This is a genomic window from Enhygromyxa salina (genome assembly GCF_002994635.1).
Classification (GTDB): Bacteria; Myxococcota_A; Polyangia; order Nannocystales; family Nannocystaceae; genus Plesiocystis; species Plesiocystis salina_B.
The window spans coordinates 217,600-235,425 of sequence record NZ_PVNL01000051.1 but is presented as its reverse complement, the minus strand read 5'-3'; the positions used below and the strand labels follow the sequence as shown (position 1 = coordinate 235,425).

17 protein-coding genes are annotated in these 17,826 nt (G+C 69.1%); 4 read left to right on the top strand and 13 right to left on the bottom strand.

Annotation, left to right across the window (positions count from 1 at the left end):
• Positions 1-1,052, bottom strand: a 1,052-nt coding sequence (locus tag ENSA7_RS13835) for a serine/threonine protein kinase (RefSeq protein WP_146157662.1), incomplete at its 3' end; no start/stop codon positions are given.
• A 195-nt stretch (positions 1,053-1,247) separates the two neighbouring features.
• Here ENSA7_RS13835 and ENSA7_RS13830 point away from each other — a divergent pair.
• Positions 1,248-1,562 (top strand): hypothetical protein, encoded by a 315-nt coding sequence (locus tag ENSA7_RS13830; protein ID WP_106089749.1) that lies wholly within the window; start codon positions 1,248-1,250, stop codon positions 1,560-1,562.
• Between the two features lie 35 nt (positions 1,563-1,597).
• Here ENSA7_RS13830 and ENSA7_RS13825 read toward each other — a convergent pair whose 3' ends face one another.
• From ENSA7_RS13825 to ENSA7_RS13780, 10 genes are all read right to left on the bottom strand, one after another.
• Positions 1,598-1,849 carry a hypothetical protein gene (locus ENSA7_RS13825; RefSeq protein ID WP_052557727.1) on the bottom strand — a complete coding sequence of 84 codons (252 nt, stop codon included), beginning with the start codon at positions 1,847-1,849 and terminating at the stop codon, positions 1,598-1,600.
• A 152-nt stretch (positions 1,850-2,001) separates the two neighbouring features.
• Entirely contained in the window at positions 2,002-3,330 is a 1,329-nt protein-coding gene (locus ENSA7_RS13820) for a sensor histidine kinase (protein ID WP_106089748.1), read from the bottom strand.
• A complete protein-coding gene (locus ENSA7_RS13815; protein WP_106089747.1) occupies positions 3,327-4,013 on the bottom strand; it encodes a GTP-binding protein in 687 nt (228 codons plus the stop codon). Before ENSA7_RS13815 ends, ENSA7_RS13820 begins: the two co-directional genes overlap by 4 nt.
• Before the next feature lie 153 nt (positions 4,014-4,166).
• Entirely contained in the window at positions 4,167-5,276 is a 1,110-nt protein-coding gene (gene dnaJ, locus ENSA7_RS13810; RefSeq protein WP_106089746.1) for a molecular chaperone DnaJ, read from the bottom strand.
• Positions 5,277-5,318: 42 nt separating this feature from the next.
• Positions 5,319-7,172: a molecular chaperone DnaK gene (dnaK, locus tag ENSA7_RS13805; protein ID WP_443655655.1), complete on the bottom strand. Its 1,854-nt coding sequence runs from the start codon at positions 7,170-7,172 to the stop codon at positions 5,319-5,321.
• Between the two features lie 55 nt (positions 7,173-7,227).
• A complete protein-coding gene (locus ENSA7_RS13800) occupies positions 7,228-8,022 on the bottom strand; it encodes a nucleotide exchange factor GrpE (RefSeq protein WP_106089744.1) in 795 nt (264 codons plus the stop codon).
• Positions 8,023-8,118: 96 nt separating this feature from the next.
• Complete coding sequence (locus tag ENSA7_RS13795) at positions 8,119-9,324, bottom strand: hypothetical protein (RefSeq protein ID WP_181233713.1); 1,206 nt, start codon at positions 9,322-9,324, stop codon at positions 8,119-8,121.
• A gap of 130 nt (positions 9,325-9,454) precedes the next feature.
• A complete protein-coding gene (locus tag ENSA7_RS13790) occupies positions 9,455-10,615 on the bottom strand; it encodes a coproporphyrinogen-III oxidase family protein (protein WP_106089742.1) in 1,161 nt (386 codons plus the stop codon).
• The gene (locus ENSA7_RS13785) at positions 10,608-11,303 is read right to left on the bottom strand and encodes a hypothetical protein (RefSeq protein ID WP_146157661.1); all 696 of its coding nucleotides are present in this window, start codon (positions 11,301-11,303) and stop codon (positions 10,608-10,610) included. The genes ENSA7_RS13790 and ENSA7_RS13785 overlap by 8 nt, the downstream gene beginning before the upstream one ends.
• 23 nt (positions 11,304-11,326) lie before the next feature.
• Entirely contained in the window at positions 11,327-12,907 is a 1,581-nt protein-coding gene (locus ENSA7_RS13780; RefSeq protein ID WP_106089740.1) for a serine/threonine protein kinase, read from the bottom strand.
• 293 nt (positions 12,908-13,200) lie between these two features.
• Here ENSA7_RS13780 and ENSA7_RS13775 point away from each other — a divergent pair, with 293 nt between their 5' ends.
• Both ENSA7_RS13775 and ENSA7_RS13770 read left to right on the top strand, forming a co-directional pair.
• Positions 13,201-14,130 (top strand): ribulose phosphate epimerase, encoded by a 930-nt coding sequence (locus tag ENSA7_RS13775; RefSeq protein WP_106089739.1) that lies wholly within the window; start codon positions 13,201-13,203, stop codon positions 14,128-14,130.
• 69 nt (positions 14,131-14,199) lie between these two features.
• Positions 14,200-14,901 carry a M23 family metallopeptidase gene (locus tag ENSA7_RS13770; protein WP_146157660.1) on the top strand — a complete coding sequence of 234 codons (702 nt, stop codon included), beginning with the start codon at positions 14,200-14,202 and terminating at the stop codon, positions 14,899-14,901.
• Position 14,902: 1 nt separating this feature from the next.
• On the opposite strand, the gene ENSA7_RS13765 is transcribed toward ENSA7_RS13770, so the two are convergent.
• Together ENSA7_RS13765 and carA are read right to left on the bottom strand one after the other, a co-directional pair.
• Positions 14,903-15,637 carry a hypothetical protein gene (locus ENSA7_RS13765; RefSeq protein ID WP_106089737.1) on the bottom strand — a complete coding sequence of 245 codons (735 nt, stop codon included), beginning with the start codon at positions 15,635-15,637 and terminating at the stop codon, positions 14,903-14,905.
• A 41-nt stretch (positions 15,638-15,678) separates the two neighbouring features.
• Positions 15,679-16,863, bottom strand: a complete 1,185-nt coding sequence (gene carA / locus ENSA7_RS13760) for a glutamine-hydrolyzing carbamoyl-phosphate synthase small subunit (RefSeq protein ID WP_244923794.1) — start codon at positions 16,861-16,863, stop codon at positions 15,679-15,681.
• 65 nt (positions 16,864-16,928) lie between these two features.
• On the opposite strand from carA, the gene ENSA7_RS13755 reads away from it, so the two are divergent.
• Positions 16,929-17,756 carry a competence/damage-inducible protein A gene (locus ENSA7_RS13755; protein WP_106089735.1) on the top strand — a complete coding sequence of 276 codons (828 nt, stop codon included), beginning with the start codon at positions 16,929-16,931 and terminating at the stop codon, positions 17,754-17,756.
• Positions 17,757-17,826: the final 70 nt, after the last annotated feature.

Here is a 17,826-nt window from a genome sequence, read left to right as displayed (position 1 = left end):
GGCTTCTTGGCGCCAGCGGGGGGCGGCGGCGGGCGGTTTCCCGCGTTCACCATTGTCTTTTTGGGGCTCGGCTTGCTGGGAGGTGGAGCGGGTGGCACCTGACGCGCGATCTCTTTTTCGGCTTCGATGTCGCGAGCGAACGACTCTTGCATCCATTCAGCGAGGTTCTTGCGGCTGTAGAACAGCCCCTCCTCGAACATGAACGCCTGCAGCGCGTCGTGCAGCTCGGACGCGGTCTGGTAGCGCTCGTTGAGATCGGCCGCGAGCGATCGCATGACGACCTGCTCGAGCTTGGTGGAGACGGCGGGGTTGATGCGACTGGGCGGATCGACGCTGACCGTGCGGACCTTCTCGAGCGTGGCGAAGTCGGTCTCGGCCTGGAACAGGCGCTGGTTGCAGAGGATCTCCCACAGCACCACGCCGAGTGAGAACACGTCGCTGCGACGATCGATCGTCGCGCCGCGGACCTGCTCGGGCGACATGTAGCCGAACTTGCCCTTGAGGATCCCCGCTTGGGTCTGCGATGCCCGGCCCGCGGCCTTGGCCACGCCGAAGTCGATCAGCTTGACCTCGCCCTCGTACGAGACGAGCACGTTGGGCGGCGAGACGTCGCGGTGGATCAACCCGAGCGGCCGACCGTGGCGGTCCTTCTTGTTGTGCGCGTACTCGAGGCCCTCGCACACCTGCATGATCACGTAGCAAGCCTGGGCGAGCGGCATCGGACGCTTGATGCCTCGCCCGTGCTCGAACAACGCCCGCAGATCCTTGCCCGGGACGTACTCGAGCACGATGTAGAAGGTCTCGCCTTCTGACTTGAGCTCGTAGATCTGAGCGATGTTCGAGTGCTGAAGCTGCGCCGCAATGCGCGCCTCATCCTTGAACATCGTGATGAACTCTTCATCCTCGGCGACGTGCGGGAGGATGCGCTTGATCGCGACGACCTTCTCGAAGCCCTCGACGCCGCGCGAAACGGCTTTGTAGACCTCGGCCATCCCGCCCAGAGCGATGCGACCGAGGATCTGGTATTGCGCGAGTTTCTTGGGCAGGTCCAACAAAGAACGCTCCAGCGGAATGCGCGCTGAGATAGCCCGCAATGAGGTCCCGATCACACATGTGGACGGCCAGAAAGTCAATGCTTTGACCAAGATGGTGACGCGGCGTGACGATCGTCGATTTTTAGCCTGCTCCCTTGCGCAGTTCGTCGCACGCTCGGGCGCGCGACCAGTGCTATGGTCGCTGCGACTCGCATGAGCAGCTCCGACGAGATCGACTTCGACCCCAAGCTCAGCGGCGCCGCTGCTGCACCCGCGCTCGATGCCGCCAAGGCCGTCTCTGGCGCCAGCGGGGTCGCCCCCAGCGAAGCCGTGGAGGGCGTCGACGTGGCCGAGGCGCTGGCGAGCGGGCGCATCGACGCGGCGGCGGCTCAGGAGCTGCTCATCGATCAGGTCCTCGCCGAGCAGTTCTCCGGCGATCTCGCGCCCGAGCAGCTCGAGCGGCTGCGCGGCGAAATCGCCTCACTGCTCGCCGACGATCCCGCGCTGGCCGGCCTGCTGCGCCCCTAGAAGCTGCGCCCCTGCAGCTGCGGCCCTGAACGACCTCAGGCCAGGAGGCGCCGAACTTGGGGCGACACGAAGTGCTGCTCGGTGTCGAAGCGCCGCAGCGCGTCCGCGACGACCTGCAGCCGCTCGGGCGGCTTGAGCCTGCGGTCGACGATGATCCGGTAGCGGCCGCGCACACGGCACAGCCCCCCGACACCCTGGACGAGCCCCGCCATGGGATCGTAGCTGACGTCGACTTCGAGCTCGGTAGCGAGCCGCTCGAGCTCTGATAGCTGCTCTTGTGCGTTCATCGTGACGGCGTCGGAGCTTGCCCCAAACCATCGATCGAGCCAAGGGCCTCGAGCACGTAGACGTCCTGCAAATGTGCCCTGCAGCGACCCGATCGCGCGCAACCGAGACGATCCCAAGGCGATCCCTGCGCCGCGGTAGGACGCCCCCGGTCTCAGGCGTCAGCGATCGGGAGCGTGAAGTGAAAAGTCGTGCCGGCGCCGATGATGCTCTCCGCCCAGGCTTCGCCGCCGTGCGCCTCGATCAGCTTGCGGACGATCGACAGGCCCAGCCCGGCGCCGCCGTGCTGGCGCGTGGAGGTCGAATCGACCTGATAGAACGCGTCGAAGATGCGCGAGAGCTGATCTTCGGGGATCCCGATCCCGGTGTCGCTGACGGTGACGCGCAGGGCGTCGGCGGTCTCTTCACCAAAGAAGTCCTCTTCGAACGGCCGCCGCATCGGCGCGAGCTCGGCCCGGACGATCACGCAGCCGTCGGGCCGGTTGAACTTGATCGCGTTGGAGATCAGGTTGATCAGCACCTGCTGGATCTTGTCGGCGTCGACCACGACACGGGGGATCTCCGAGTCGAGCTCCTGGACCAGGTGAACCCGGGCACGATCGGCCGAGATCGACGCAGCCGAGAACGCGCGCCCAACGATGTCGGCCAGGTCGACCGAGGCGAGGCTCAGCCGCATCGTGCCGACCTCCATCTTGGACATCTCGAGCACCTGGGTGATCAGCCGCAGGAGCTCCTCGCCGCGCTCGAGGATGGTGTTGGCGTACTCGGTCTGCTCCTCGTTGAGCGGCCCGGCGATGCCCTTGGCGAGCATCTCCGAGAACCCGATGATGCTGGTCAGCGGCGTGCGCAGCTCATGGCTGACCGTGGCCAGAAAATTACTCTTGAGCTGATCGACCTCGCGCAGGTGCGCGACCGCCCGCTCGAGCTCGGCGTTGCGCTGCTGCAGCGCCCGATGGTTGCTCTCGCTGGCCGCGAGGTGCATCTCCGAGGTCACCCAGGTTGCGAAGCCGGCCTGCAGCACCGCGCCGAGCACCCCCGACAGCGCGTCGGTGACGACCAGCAGCGGCGAGGGCTCGGCGTCTGGCTTGGGGTTGTCGTGGGCGCCGGACGGCTCCGAGGTCTCGGAGTCCGAGCTGGCCCCGGGCATGGACACGACGAAGCTGCCGACTCGATCGGCGCCCGCGAAGCACGGCCGCACCACGTACTTGTGCCCGCCCAGCCCAAATTTGCGCGAGCCCCCGCGGCGCAGGGCCGCGAGCGCCTCGGGCGGGAGCTGCTCCCAGTGCTGCATCGGGCTGGCCCCGACCTGCACGAACAGCACGCCCTCGTGATCGAACACGGCCATGCCGTCGATGCCACCAAACAGCTCGCCGAGGAACGGGGTGAGCGTGCGATCGAGATCGTCACGCCGGACCAGGCGCTCGAGCGGAGGGCGACGGTCGGGTGCACCGAACGCCTCGACCTTCGCCTCGTTGCCGTTCACGTCCCGTCACCCCCGTCGCCGCTCCCGGCCGGGGCGAAGAGCTCGTCGATCCGCTCCATGAAGTCGTCGTGGGTGACGCCGAAGCGATCGGCGAAGTTGAACTTCGCGTCGAGCTTCTTCCAGCTCAGCGCGGCCAGGCCCTTGAAGGTCTCGGGGACCCCACGACCCTCGGTTGCGACCGCGGTGTAGATCGGCTCCTTGCCCTTGGTCGCGATCCGCTTGACCTCGGCGTCGCTGCGGATCCCCGGCAGGTCGCGCTTGTTGAACTGGATCACCAGCGCGATGTCATCGAAGTCGAGCCCGTTGTCGCGGAGGTTCTGCTTGAGGTTGGCGAACGACTCGTTGTTGCCGCGGGTCTGGGCGACGCGCGAGTCAGCGATGAACGCGACCCCGTCGGCGCCCTGCAGCACGATCTTGCGGGTCGCGTTGTGGATCACCTGACCGGGAACCGTGAACAGCTTGAGCCGGATCTTGAAGCCACCGCGGGTCTCGAACTCGAGCGGGAGCAGGTCGAAGAACAAGGTGCGATCATCACGGGTGTCGAGCGTGACCAGCTCACCGCCGGTGTGGCCAACCATGCACGCGTGCAGCTGCTGCAGGTTGGTGGTCTTTCCGCTCAGCGCTGGGCCGTAATAGACCAGCTTGAGCGTCACTTCGCGATGCTGGATGTCGATGTAGACCATGAAGTGATCAGACCCTGACGGCCGCGCCCGAAGCGTATCGCGTTCGCACCCGATCCGTCACAGGAAAATGCGTTCAGACCCCTCACCAGCGATCGACATGGCGAGCGACACGGTGATCGGGCCTCCGCGCCATGCAGGACCCGGAGCGGCAGATCAGTTCTGCTGCTTGCGGGCTTCGTGGGCGGCGAGGGCTGCGAGCAGCTCGCGGTGCTCGGGCAGGACCGGCTCGCGCTGCATGGTTCGATCGAGCTCGAGCAGCAGCTCTTTGGTCCGGGTGCCCTCGAGCTGCTTGGGGGTCTCGACCTGCAGCTCGACGAACTGATCGCCGCGACCCCCCCGCGTGTCGGGGACGCCCTTGCCACGCAGGCGCAGCTTGGCGCCGCTGTGGACCCCGGGCGGGACCTCCATGTCGACCCAGCCGTCGATCGTGGGCACGGGGATCTTGCCACCGAGCGCCGCGCGGGTGAACGGGATCGGGAGCTTGGCGAGCAAATTTTGGCCGTCACGACGCAGCCACGGGTGTGGCTTGACGTTCACGGTGATCCGCAGGTTGCCAGGCTCGCCGCCGAATCGGCCCGGCTCACCCTGGCCACGCAGGATCTTCATCGTGCCGGACTCGGTGCCCGGGGGCAGCCGGACGTCGAACGAGCGCTCGCGACGAATCACCCCGCGCCCGCGGCAGGCCCCGCAGGGATCTTGCTGGATCATGCCAAGCCCATCACAGCGGCCGCACTTGCTGCGACGACTGAACAGCCCGCCGGCCTTGACCTCGCCGCTGCCCGCACAGTTGGGGCACTCCACGGCCTCCCGCCCGTCGGGCTCGGTCCCGCTGCCCTCGCAGCTCTCGCACGCGCCCCGGCCTTCAAAGCTGATCGTGTGGCTGGAGCCGAGCACCGCGTCGGTCAGCTCGACGCTGAGGGTGTAGCGGATGTCGCGGCCCTTGCGTCGATCGCTGCGTCGGTTGCCGAACACGTCGCCAAAGATGTTGGCGAACAGCTCGCGCGCGGTCGCCACGTTGGGTGGTCGGGTGAGGTCGAGGCCCTCGGGCAGCAACCGCGAGCTGTCGTAGCGGGCGCGCTTGAGCGGATCGCTGAGCACCTCGTAGGCCTCGGACGCCTCGCGGAACCGCTCGTGGGCCTGCTCGTCATCGGGGAAGCGATCGGGGTGGCTCTCGAGCGCGACCCTGCGATAGGCCCGCTTGATCTCACCCTCGTCGGCGCCACGGGTGACCCCCAAGATCGCGTAGTAATCAGGACGCGCCATGAGCTTGAATGAGTATCAGGAGCCAGCCCACGTGGGGGGAGCTCAGGACTCGGGGTCCTCGGCGGCCGCGAGCATCGCCTCGTAGATCTGGTGAGACGAGGTCTCGAGCGCGCTGAGGTGGTCGCGGATCGCCATGGAGTCGACCTGCGCGAGATCGAGCGCCGACCGAAGCTGGATCAGGTCTTTCTCGATGTCGCCGCGGTCGGTCGCGCTGAGCCCCCCACCGAACGCCTCGAGCGAGCGCTCGCACGTGTAGATCAGGGTCTCGGCGCGGTTGCGCAGGTCCGCGAGCTCGCGGCGGGCGACGTCCTCGGTCTTCTTGTGCTCGGCCTCGTCGGACAGCTCTTCGAGCTGGGCCTGGGTCAGGCCGGAGGTCGGCTGGACGTTCATGCCCGCCGACTTGCCCGTGCCGAGATCCTGCGCTGAGACCGCGAGGATCCCGTCGGCGTTGATGTCGAAGCTGACGCGGATCTGTGGGACGCCACGCGGCGCGGGCGGAATGTCGGTCAGCTGCAGCCGGGCGAGGCTACGGTTGTCCTCGGCCATCTCGCGCAGGCCCTGCAGCACGTGGACGGGCACGACCGGCTGATTGTCGACGCTGGTGCTGAACACTTCGGACTTGCGCGTGGGGATCGTGGTGCCCTTGGGGATCAAGGTGGTGAACACGCCCCCCGCGGTCTCGACCCCGATGTTGAGGGGCACGACGTCGAGCAGCACCACGCCCTCGACCCCGCCCTCGAGGATCCCGCCCTGGATCGCCGCGCCGCAGGCGACGACCTCGTCGGGGTTGACCCCGGTGTTGGGCTCGGTCCCGAAGAACTCACCGACGAGCTTGGCGACCAGCGGCATGCGGGTCTGACCGCCCACGAGCAGCAGCTCGTCGATGTCCGACGCGTCGAGCTCGGCGTCGTCGAGCGCGGTCTGGCAGGGGCCGAGCGTGCGCGCGACCAGGCTGCGGGTCAGCTCCTCGAGCTTGCGCCGGGTCAGCGAGAGCTCGAGGTGGACCGGCTGCCCGCCGACGGCGGCGATGAAGGGCAGGTTGAGGTCGGTGTCGAGCGCCCACGAGAGCTCGTGCTTGGCCTTCTCGGCCGCCTCTTTGAGGCGCTGCTTGGCGAGCTTGTCGTCGCGCAGATCGACGCCGTGCACGGCCTTGAAGCTGGCCGCGGCCCAGTCGACGATCGCGTTGTCGAAGTCCTCGCCGCCGAGGAAGGTGTCGCCCGAGGTCGAGAGCACCTCGAACGCGCCCTCGCGCAGCTCGAGGATCGAGATGTCGAAGGTGCCGCCGCCGAGGTCGTAGACCGCGACGGTCACGGTCTCGTCGCTCTCGCGCCCGATCCCGTAGGCCAAGGTCGCGGCCGTGGGCTCGTTGATGATGCGCTCGACCTCGAGCCCGGCGATCTTGCCGGCGTCCTTGGTCGCTTGCCGCTGCGCGTCGTCGAAGTAGGCGGGAACGGTGATCACGGCGCGGGTGATCGGCTCGCCGACAAAGTCCTCGGCGCACTCCTTGAGCATCCGCAGCACGGCCGCCCCGATCTCGCTGGGCGAGTAGCTGCGGCCCTCGACCTCGATCCACGCGTCGCCGTTGTCCGACGCGACGATGTCGTAAGGCAGGAACCTGGCGAGCTCGCTGACCTCGGCGTCCCCGAACTTGCGGCCGATCAGCCGCTTGGCGGCGTAGACCGTGTTGGACGGGTTCGTGATCGCCTGGCGCTTGGCGATCTGGCCGACGAGCTGCTCGCCCTTGTCGCTGACCGCGACGACCGAGGGGGTGGTACGCGCGCCCTCGGCGTTGGGGACGACCCTGGCCTCGCCGTCGTCGAGGACCGCGACGCAAGAGTTCGTGGTCCCGAGATCAATGCCGATGATTCGCTCGCCCATCCGTGTCTCCGCGCTCACGCCGTCGCTGCTCGCGCCTGACTGAAGCGCCAGATTCTAACCTCAGATTCTAACCTCAGTTGGGCCCGTTGTCGCCAGTCGCGCCCGGACCCGAAGCCGAACCCGAAGCCGGACCCGAAGCAGGCCCAGAAGCTGGACCAGATGCAGGTTCTGCCGACCCGGCGCCGGCATCATCTGCGCCCGCGGCGTCGCTGTCGGGAGCGGGGACGCCGGTCGAGCCGGGCCCGGCGACGATGACCCGGGCCGGACGCAGCAGCTTGTCGCCGCGCGCGTAGCCCTTTTCGTACTCGATCATGACGGTGCCCGGGGCGTAATCGGGCGAGTCCATCTGTTGCAGCGCGTCGTGAACGCTGGGGTCGAAGGGCTGACCCACGCTCTCGATCGGGGTGATCCCGTGCTTGGTCAGGGCGCTGAAGAACTCCTGGCGGACCATCTCGAGCCCCTTGATCAGCGGCACGAGCGACTCGCCTGCGTCGGCTGGTGCGACGCTCAACGCCCGCTCGAGGTTGTCACCGACCGGCAAGAAGTTGCCGAGCAAGCCCTGGACCGCGCGATGGATCGCGTCGTCGATGTCCCGCTTGACCCGCTTCTTGTAGTTCTCGTGGTCAGCGACGGCGCGCAGCCACTTGTCTTTGAGCGCGGCGGCCTCGGCCTCGGCCTCGGCGAGCTTGGCCTCGAGCTCGCCATAGTCGTCGACGACCTCGATGCCATCGTCGCTGTCGTCGGCTTCAGCGATGTCGTAGACGCCACTTTGCGACTCGCTGCGGACCTTGTCGACGGCCTCTTCGGCCTCGCGCATGGCCTGTTTGACCGCGTCGTCCTGGTCTCGGGAATCCTGATCTGGGCTCATTTGGGGTTCCGTGGTGGTGCGCTGGGTGCTGGCTGCGCCTCGTGTTGCGAGGGTCGACGGTGTCGTGGTCGTCGTCGCACGAGCGCAGCGCGGAAATTAGCCGCGAGCGGCCATCGCTCGCGCGGCGTACTCTACCAGAGGAATCACGGCCTCGTAATCCATCCGGGGGCTGCCGAGCAGCGCCACCGCCCCGGTCGTCCGCGACGTCGAGTCGTGGCCAGAGTCTGAGCCGGGCCACCGCAGCCGACAACCCACCAACGTGAGCCCGCTGGCCCTGGACTCCCGTTCACGATCCGAGACGACATGAACGAGCGGCGTCCCCACGCCAGCGCCCACCCCGGATCCCACTCGGCCCGGCTCGGCGCCCGAAACGGCCCCCAAGCGCTCGAGCGCGAGATCCACCCGCACCGAGACCCGCGGATCGGCGTGGGCGTCGGGCAGCAGCTGACACAGGATCTCCGCGACGCGCTGGTAGTCCTCGAGCAGCGTGAGCACCTCCGCGACCGACTCGCCCTCACCGCTGCCGTGGGGCGACAGCAGGCTGCCGCGGCCCGCGACCTGCATCCACAGCGGATCGAAGGCGGTCACACACAGCAACAGTCCGATCCGCAGCGCCTCGGCGACCAGCCGATCGACCCGCTGCGCCTGCGCGTCGAGCAGCTCGCGCAAGACCTGCCGGGCCCGCTCCAGCGTGTGCCCGAGGGTCAGCTCACGCAGGAGATCCTGCAGCCGGCGCATGCCCCCGTCCTGCGTGAACAACTCCGCGTCGATCTCGATCGTGCGGACCGAGCTCGAGCCATCTTCGAGCCCCATCAACACCAGCGCGCGCCGGCGTGGCACACCGGGCCGGCCGACGTCGGTGCCGCCCGCGAGCGGCACCAGCTCGAGCGCGCGCACGACCCCCGGCCGGGCCTCGCCCAGGAAGCCGATCGCCACACAGCCCGAGATCTCCGACAGCACCCGCGCGGTCGAGCGCAGCCCCAGGCGTGGATCGCTGCCGCTGTCGCCCAGGCTCACGTCGACCAGGCGTTGATGCTCGGGCCGCGGTGCCGAGCGCGGCAGCGACTCGACGTAGATCCGCCAGCCCTCCGCGGTCGGCACCCGCCCGCTCGCCGCGTGCGGCTTGTGGACCAACCCCGCCCGCTCGATCGCCGCGAGCTCGTTGCGAACCGTCGCCGAAGACCACTCGAGCCCGGCGCTGCACAGCGCCGCCGATGCCACCGGCCGGCCCCCGAGCACGTACTCGCGGCACAGCGCGATCAGGATGCGTCGCTGTCGCGCGCTGATGGTGTCGTCGGACACTGCGACACTATTTATACCCTCATCGACGTCGTGCACGTCGCCAAAGCGCACGGTTGACGCACGCTCGACCCGCGATCGATCCCCGCCCACCGCGGCCAGCGCGAGGTCGCAGCGAGGCCGCAGCGAGGATTCACCCGAGCAAGTCCACGCCGATGCTGTCGTGCCACAGCCATCGCCCGTCCCCGACCCGGAGCACCCTCCCCTGCTGGTCCCAGACCAAATTCCCCAGCTCGACCTGCCGAGCAACCCGCGCGTCCACCCACGCGCGCGCGACCAAAAACCGCCGACACAGGCGCTCGACGTCCAGCCCCGTCAGCCGCCGCAACCCCAGCCACAGGCCCTCGGCCGCGGCGTGGTCCCGCTCGAGCCGCTCGTGCGCTGGGGCCCCACCGTCGAGCCAGGTCTCGATCCCGCGGGCGTTGACGCGGCGCTCGACCGCGCCATCTGCGTGGCGCACGGACGCGGCCGAGGGCCCCAGCCCGACGACGTCGGCCCAGCTCCAGTACTTGCCGTTGTGGATCGCCTCGGCGCCCGGGCGAGCGTAGGACGCGACCTCATAGTGAACGAAGCCACGCGCGAGCAGCTCGCGCTCGACGAGCACCAGCAGATCGGCCTGCAGCTCGTCGCTGGGCAGGACCCGGAGCCCGCGGCGCACGAGCTTGGGCCACGGCGTGTCCGGCTCGATCGTCAGCCCGTAGATCGACAGGTGCTCGACCCCGGCGTCGACCAGCTCACCCAGCTCGCGCTCGAGCAGCGCGGGGGTGTGACCGGGCCAGCCAACGATTAAATCTGCGCTGGTCCGCAGGCCCCGGGCCACGCTGTGGGCCACGCTGGCGAGCGCCTGATCGGGGGTGTGGGCGCGACCGAGCTGGCGCAGGCCCTCGGCGCTCCGGCTCTGGATCCCAAGCGAGACGCGATCGATGCCGATCTCGGCGATCACGTCGAGCAGCGCGGGCGTGGCGTGCTCGGGGTTGAGCTCCATGGTCCGCTCGCGCAGCTGGGTGGGCGCGACGCCCAGCCCCTGCTCGAGCCACATGAACAGCGCGCGCAGACGGTCGGGCGAGAGCGCGCTCGGGGTCCCCCCACCGATGTAGAGGGTGTCGAACGACTGGCCCTCGAGCTGCGCGGCCCGGGCCTCGCGCTCGCGGTCGAGCCCCGCGAGCCACTGCCCTGCCCGCTCATCGAGCTTGGGCCCGCGCCCGACCTCGAAGTCGAAGTCACAGTAGGGGCACGCGCGGGCACAAAACGGCACGTGGATGTAGAGCCCGGCTGCGCTGCTCGACTCAGGCAATCAACGCGCTCAGCTGTTCGCTGCTCGGCAGCTGCGACCAGATCTCGACCTGATTGGGATCGTGGACGCTGGCCGCTCGCGCCGCGACGCCGCGCCACCACCACGAGGGCAGGCCATCGACGTCGATGCCGCCGTCGCGCAGCAGGTGGGACTGCTCTTCGAGGGTCTCGACCATGGACGTGTGGAACGGCTCGCCCCGGCCCCGCAGCTGCGCGCCGAGCCGCCGGGCCGAGCGCTGCATCGTCTGCTCTTCGTGGCTGTCCATCGCGCTGCGGACCGCCTTGCGGACGACGCCCATGTCGGGGAATTCGTAGACGCGCCCGCTGATCGGCAGCGATGCGCCGCTGATCAGCGCCATCCGTGCGGACCAGCTCGAGATCAGGTGATCGTGGACCTCGAGTGACTGCCCGACCTCGTGGACCGACTCGCGCCGCAGCACCACGATGGTCTCGTCGGGGTTGGCGTAGATGAACGACACCGACGGCGAGAGGATCAACCCGAGCCCGGCCCGCAGCATCATGACCGCCAGCTCGGGATCGAGGGCTGCTTGCGCGGGGGCCCGCTCGGCGAGCATCTGCTCGACGGCTGAAGGGTCGGCGGAGATCCGTACGACGAGCGAGAAGCCGTCCATCGGAACATGGTCACCGAACACCTGAAATGCCGAGAATGCGTTCCAGGACGACTGCACGAACATGAAAGGTACCCCGTCGCTCACTTGGCGGTCAAAATCGTGTAGCCGAAGTAGGCCAGCGCGCCGAGGATCACGATGACCGCGATCCACACGAGCGGGTTGCCACGCTTGGTCTGTTCACTGACGACCCCCTGGCCAAACGAACCGGTGACCCCGGCCTCGAGCGCGTTGGTCGAGAGCGTGTGGCGCGTGGTCGCTGCTGGCCGAACGACCGGCCGCGACGACGAGCCGGCCGCGAGGCCCCGCGGCGCGCGACTGGATCCGGACCGTGCCGCGCGCGGGCTCTTGGACGAGCCCGGTTTCGCCGCCGCCGACTGGGCTGGCGCCTCGGCGCGAGCGGGCGAGCGAGCCCCAGATCCCGTTCCAGCTCCTGCGCCAGTCCCAGGCGACTCGGCTGAGCGCCCACCGTCCGAGGCCGCCGCGTCGTCCGGCTCCTCTTTCTTCATCGTGGCAACCAGCTCTTCGAGGTTGCCGATCGTCATCGAGCGGCGGCGCTTGGGGGTGCCGGCGTCGTCCGAGCTGCCCTGCAGATCCAAGCTCTTGGCCCAGTCGGGCTGATCATCGTGGCCGCCGCCCTGGTCGAGCTGATCGAGCTGATCGAACTGGTCGAAGTCCAGCGCCTCGTCCTCGAGGTCGTCGTACTGATCGTCGTAGTTGACCTCGGCCGGCGCGCCCTCGCCGAACATCTCGTTCATGAACGCGCTGATGCGGCGTGGCGTGGCCGCGAGCCCGTACTCCTGCATGAAGGTGTCGAGCTCGCGGTACATGTGATCGCAATTTTGGTAGCGATCATTGCTGTCGATCTCGAGCGCCCGCATGATGATGGCCTCGAGCTCGGGCGGGAACTCGGGGTCGACGAAGGTCGGCGCGGGCACGTCACCGGACAAGATCCGATCGCGGACCTCGGCCGGCTTTCCGCGAAACAGGCGCCGGCCCACGCACATCTCGTAGAGGATCACGCCGACCGCGAAGATGTCGGCGCGACCGTCCAGGTTCTCGCCGTGGATCTGCTCCGGCGCCATGTACGACAGCTTGCCGGCGAACTGCCCGGGGCCCTTGGACACCGCCGTGGCGCGCGTGGCCGCGATCCCAAAGTCGACGATCTTGCACAGCCCGTCATAGCCGACATGGATGTTGGTGGGGTTGATGTCGCGGTGGACGAGGCCGAGCGGCTGGCCGGTTTGATCGGTCTGCGCGTGGGCATAGTGCAGGCCCTCGAGCGCCTGCATGATGATCCCGATCGCGAGGTCCATCGGGATCATGTGCCCGGTCGTGACCGCCCGGCGCAGGACCGCGACGAGCTCCTCGCCGACGAGCAGCTCCATGGCGATGAAGTACTCGCCGTAGAGCTCGCCGAGGTCGTAGGTATGGACGACGTTGTTGTGGGTCAGCGTGGCCGCGACGCGGGCCTCGTCGAGGAACATCTGAACGATCTCGGGGCGCTCGACGAATTCCTCGCGTAGCCGCTTGACGACCAGCTCTTTGGCAAAGCCCTCGATGCCCGTGTACTGGGCTCGATAGACTTCGGCCATACCGCCGGTGGCGATGTGCTCGACAAGCAGATACTTGTCGCCGAAGGGCGTCGGCTCGATGTTGCTCAAGACGGGCAAAGCTTAGACGATCCACGGAACGGGCGACAAGGGCACGGGCGCGCGGATGCGCGGGTCCAGCCCACCCATCTGGCCGCCAGCCTGGGCGCCGGGACCGTCGGCCGGGACCCCAGATCCGACGCTGATGGCCGTCGGAGCCCGATTCCGCCCCCGAACCACGCCGCGCTCTCCGCTCGCTCACGCCACCCAGCGAGGGTCTGACGCGCGATCCATCCCGCGATCATCGGTTGAATCCCCGCCCAGGGTCGCAAATTGCTAGATTTGGCGCGACTCGGAGAAGCTCGATGAACAACAGCGTACGATCTTGGTTTAGTGGTCCGCCATGGGCCTTCTCATGTCTCGAAGCTGGGCTGCTGCTCGCGGTTGGGATCGCTTCGGCGGCGCCGGGCTGTGCCAAAGACCAGGTCAATGTCGACACTGCCGGCGAGGAAGACGACGACACGACCGGCGACGGAGACCCCAGCGCCGAGTCTGCCGACTCGAACATGAGCACGGGCGACGGCGACGGCGACCCCGGGACCACGACGGGCTTCGTGCCCATGACCGACGGCGTCTCGACCAACACCTGCGATCCGGCCCAGCAGGACTGCCCGGAGGGCGAGAAATGCACGGGCTACGTGGTCGAGCCCGGCTACTGCTGCGTCGACGCCAACAAGTGCGTGGACGTGATCGGCAACGGTCAGCTCGGCGACCCGTGCGTGCGCACCGAGGACAACGACGACTGCGCGGTGGGACTATTTTGCATGACCGTGACCTCGGGCTCGACCGGCGACGGCGTGTGCCTGGCATTCTGTGACGTCGGGGCTCAAGACTGCAGCGAGGACGGCCTGCCGGACGCGACCTGCATCGCGTTCAACGACGGGATCTTGCCGCTGTGCCAGGACAGCTGCGACCCGCTCACGCAAGACTGCGACGGTCAGCTCGGCTGCTACGGCGTCGGCGCCCAGGGCTTCGTGTGCTCGGTGCCCGGGTACGAGGACGGGCTCGGCAACGACGGCGACGCGTGCTTCACGATCCAAAGCTGCAAGCCCGGGCTGGGCTGCACGGCCGCCGAGGTGCTCGATGATTGTGGGGGGTCGCGCTGCTGCACCCCATACTGCGATCTCTCCGATCCGGATCCCTGCACGGCGCCCGAGCAGTGTGTGGGCTACTATGAGGACGGCACCGCGCCGCCCGGCTACGAGACCGTCGGGTTGTGCGCGATCCCTGCCTGATCCCTGCCTGATCACAGCATGAGTCAGACAGGGCCGCCAAGACTCGGTCCGCTGAGAGCCACAGACCTCGTGTCACGCAAGCCTGCAGTCGGAGCGCACGCCGGGTTGGTCGCGTGCTTGCTACTCGCGCCAACCGGCTGTCAGCGCGACGGCGAGTCGACCGACGCGTCGCCGCGCGCGGACCAGTCGACCCTCGCCAGCGATCGTCTCGCAACTGGATCCGCCGACGATCGTGCCGGGCCTGATCCAAGCGGTGATCCCTTCGCCAGCATCGAGCCGCTGCGGGCCCGGCCATGGGCCACCTGGCCGCTCGAGAACATCGACCTCGCGGGCTACGACGGCTGGCGCATCGACCCGGTCCACGGCGGCTTCGAGCTCGAGCATGGGGTGGTGTTCGCGAGCGATCCCGACGCGTTCGTGCTGGCGATCGCCGACGCGCGCGTGGTCGAGATCACACCGATCGACCCCTCGAGCGCCGCGCAGCCGGAGTTCGAGCTGCACCTCGATCACGGCCAGGGGATCGAGAGCCACGTCGGGCCGGTCTCGGACACGCTCGTGCACGCGGGCCTGCCCGTCACGCGGGGCGCCGCGATCGCCCTGGCCGCGGGCCGCTCGCTGCGCCTGCGGGTGACCGTCGACGGGCTCGACATCGATCCGCTGTTGGCCCTGCGCCAGCCGCTGCACCGCTGGCCGGGGCAGCTGCGGCGGCTTCCAGCTCCACCGGCAGCTCCACCGGCAGCTCCACCGGCAGCTCCACCGCCCCCCGGGTAGCTCAGCGCCAGCGCAGCATCCGGCTGATCGGCGTGCGACCGCCGGCGCGGAGATACCGGAGCCGCGCGCGGCGAAGATCCTGCAATCCTGGCCACGGCGTGGGCTCGAACCGGCGCGGGAACTCGTGCTCGAGCGCGTCGAGCAGCTCGATCGGGTAGTCGATCGGCGCGCGGGCGACGTAGAAGCCGCCCGCCTGATCCGGGACCAGCCGCAGCTCCCACAGCCCCGCCGGCTGGTCCGGCTCGGCCGGCGCAAACGGCCCGACCGCGTCGAGCAAGCGGACGACCACCCCCGAGATTCGATCGCGGGCCCAGGTTGGCTCGCCCGGGTAGATCTCGAACAGCCCGACGATCGACCGGGCCGCGGCGGTGCGCAGCGGCGACGGGACAAAGCTGTGATCGGCGACCTCCCCCCGCAGGGTTCGCCATGCCCAGGTGTCTCCCGGCGCCGCGTCGGGGGTGGCTGGCACGTCGCACAGCGCCCAGTCCATCCGCGTGACCTGCAGCAGCTCGAAGTCCGGATCGTCGGGACCGAGCACGCCGACCTCGCGATCGAAGCGATCGAGCAGCGGCGCGACCCGAGCTCGGCCCCGCGCGGTCGAGAACGCCGCCGCCGCGAGCACGTCGATCGCCTCGCCAGCCGCGCTGACGCGCTCGGTCGTGACCCGAGCCAAGACCGGGGCGCGGCGCGGCGGATCGGGATCGGGCTGCCGCTCCGCTCGCGGGCGGGGGACCACCGGCCGGACCCGTCGCAGCGATCGCCAGAACCCCACGGGGTCTAGGCCCCCGCGCTCGACGCCTGACGGTGCTCGCGGACCGCGTCGACGAACCGCTGAAACAGCGCGTCGGAGTCCTGAGGACCGGGGCAGGCCTCGGGGTGGTACTGCACGCCGAACACCGGACGACCCTCGAGCTCGACGCCGGCCACGGTGCGGTCGAACAGGTTGATGTGGGTCAGCTTCACGCCGTCGCCGAGGCTGTCGACGTCGACCGCGAAGCCATGGTTTTGCGAGGTGATCGCGATGGACTTGTCCCGCTCGTCACGCACGGGGTGGTTGCCGCCGTGGTGACCAAACTCGAGCTTGTAGGTGCGCCCGCCGAGGGCCAGACACAGCAGCTGATGGCCCAGGCAGATCCCGAAGATCGGCAGCTGTCGCCTGCGGGCATCGGCGCCACCCACGAGCTCGCGCAGCTGGGCGATCACGTGCTCGACCGCGGCCGGATCGCCGGGTCCGTTGGACAGGAACACGCCATCGGGCTCACGCCCGAGCACCTCGGCGATCGGCGTCGAGGCCGGGACGACGGTGGTCTCGATGCCCCGATCCCGCAGCTTGCGCAGGATGTTGCGCTTGATCCCGAAGTCGTAGGCGACGACCCGAGCGTCGATCGGCGCGGGCGCCTGCTTGCCCCAGCTCGGCGTGGTCCAGGTGTAGGGCTGGTCGGTGGTGACCGCGTCGACCAGGTTGCGACCCTGCATCGGCGGCGCCCCAGCGGCGAGCTCGCGCAGGCTCGCGATCGAGCTGGGGCTCGCGTCGGTCACGTGGGCCGGATCGGTCGTCAGCGCCGCCATCACCGAGCCGTGGTCGCGCAGGTGCCGGGTCAACGCGCGGGTGTCGACCTCGGCGAGACCGATAACCCCCCGGCCCACGAGCCAGTCGTGCAGACTCGTGGTCGCCCGGTAGTTGGACACGACCGGGGACAGCGAGCGGATCACCAGCCCGCGGGCGGCCGGCTGCTCGGACTCGTCGTCGTCGGGGTTGGTGCCGACGTTGCCGATCTCGACCGCCGTCAGGCACACGATCTGCTCCGCGTAAGAAGGATCGCTGACGATCTCTTGGTAGCCGTAGAGCGCCGTGTTGAACACCAGCTCGGCGACGACCGTGCCCTTGGCGCCAAAGCTCTGGCCACGAAACACCCGACCATCAGCCAGCACCAGCAGCCCCGGACCGTAGTAGCGGCTCACGGTCGACCGCATATCACGATCACAACAGTCCGACTACGGGCCAAAACCAGCTACCATCGCGCCGCATGTCCGACAGCCGAGCCAAGGCCGCGATCCTGCTGATCGGCAACGAGCTCTTGTCGGGCAAGATCCGCGACGAGAACGGCTGGTACCTGACCCAGGTGTGTCGTCGACGCGGTCTGGCGGTGCGTGAGATCGCCGTCGTGCCCGACGAGCACGAGGCGATCGGCGCGGCGCTGCTGCGGCTGCTTCAGGAGGTGCCGCTGGTGTTCACCTCGGGCGGGGTCGGCCCGACCCACGACGACGTCACGATGGAGGCGATCGCGCGAGCGACGAACCGGGCCTTGGTCCGCGATCCCCAGATGGAGGCGCTGCTGCGCGACCACTACAAGGAACGGGCGACCCAGACCGCGCTGCGCATGGCCGATGTGCCCAACGGCACCCAGCTGCGCGCGCTGCCTGGCTGGCCGGTCATGCGCTTGGACCTCGCCCGCGGCGAGCGGTTCGAGCCCCACCCGCCCCTGGCCCACGACGCGCGGCTGTACATCCTGCCCGGGATCCCCGCGCTGCTGCGGGCCAAGATCGAGGCGCTCGAGGGCCTCGCCGACGAGCTCCCACCCGGCCGAGACTGGGCGCTGGTCGCCCTCCACACCCGCCTGGACGAGAGCCGGCTCGCGCCCTCGCTCGACGCGACCGTCGCCGCCTTCCCCGACATCGAGATCGGCTCCTACCCCAGCTGGAACCCCGATGAGAACGGCCGGCTCCAGGTCCTGGTCAAGGTGACCTTCGAGGGCAGCGACGCGGCCCGAGCCCAGGCGGCCCGCGACGCGCTCGCGCTGGCCCTCGACCCCGCGGATCTGCTCGCGGAGCCGCCGAGCTCCGATCCTGCATGATCATGCATGATCATGCGGACCCCGCTCGGGTCTGGCTCGATCGCGCCGGTTCGCGACCCGTGATAGGGTG

Bases quoted from the DNA above. Each gene is read 5' to 3' on its own strand.
- ENSA7_RS13775 (WP_106089739.1), top strand. From the start codon at position 13,201: ATGAACAACAGCGTACGATCTTGGTTTAGTGGTCCGCCATGGGCCTTC.
- dnaJ (WP_106089746.1), bottom strand. From the start codon at position 5,276: ATGGCGCGTCCTGATTACTACGCGATCTTGGGGGTCACCCGTGGCGCC.
- ENSA7_RS13755 (WP_106089735.1), top strand. From the start codon at position 16,929: ATGTCCGACAGCCGAGCCAAGGCCGCGATCCTGCTGATCGGCAACGAG.
- ENSA7_RS13830 (WP_106089749.1), top strand. From the start codon at position 1,248: ATGAGCAGCTCCGACGAGATCGACTTCGACCCCAAGCTCAGCGGCGCC.
- ENSA7_RS13800 (WP_106089744.1), bottom strand. From the start codon at position 8,022: ATGAGCCCAGATCAGGATTCCCGAGACCAGGACGACGCGGTCAAACAG.
- ENSA7_RS13825 (WP_052557727.1), bottom strand. From the start codon at position 1,849: ATGAACGCACAAGAGCAGCTATCAGAGCTCGAGCGGCTCGCTACCGAG.
- ENSA7_RS13815 (WP_106089747.1), bottom strand. From the start codon at position 4,013: ATGGTCTACATCGACATCCAGCATCGCGAAGTGACGCTCAAGCTGGTC.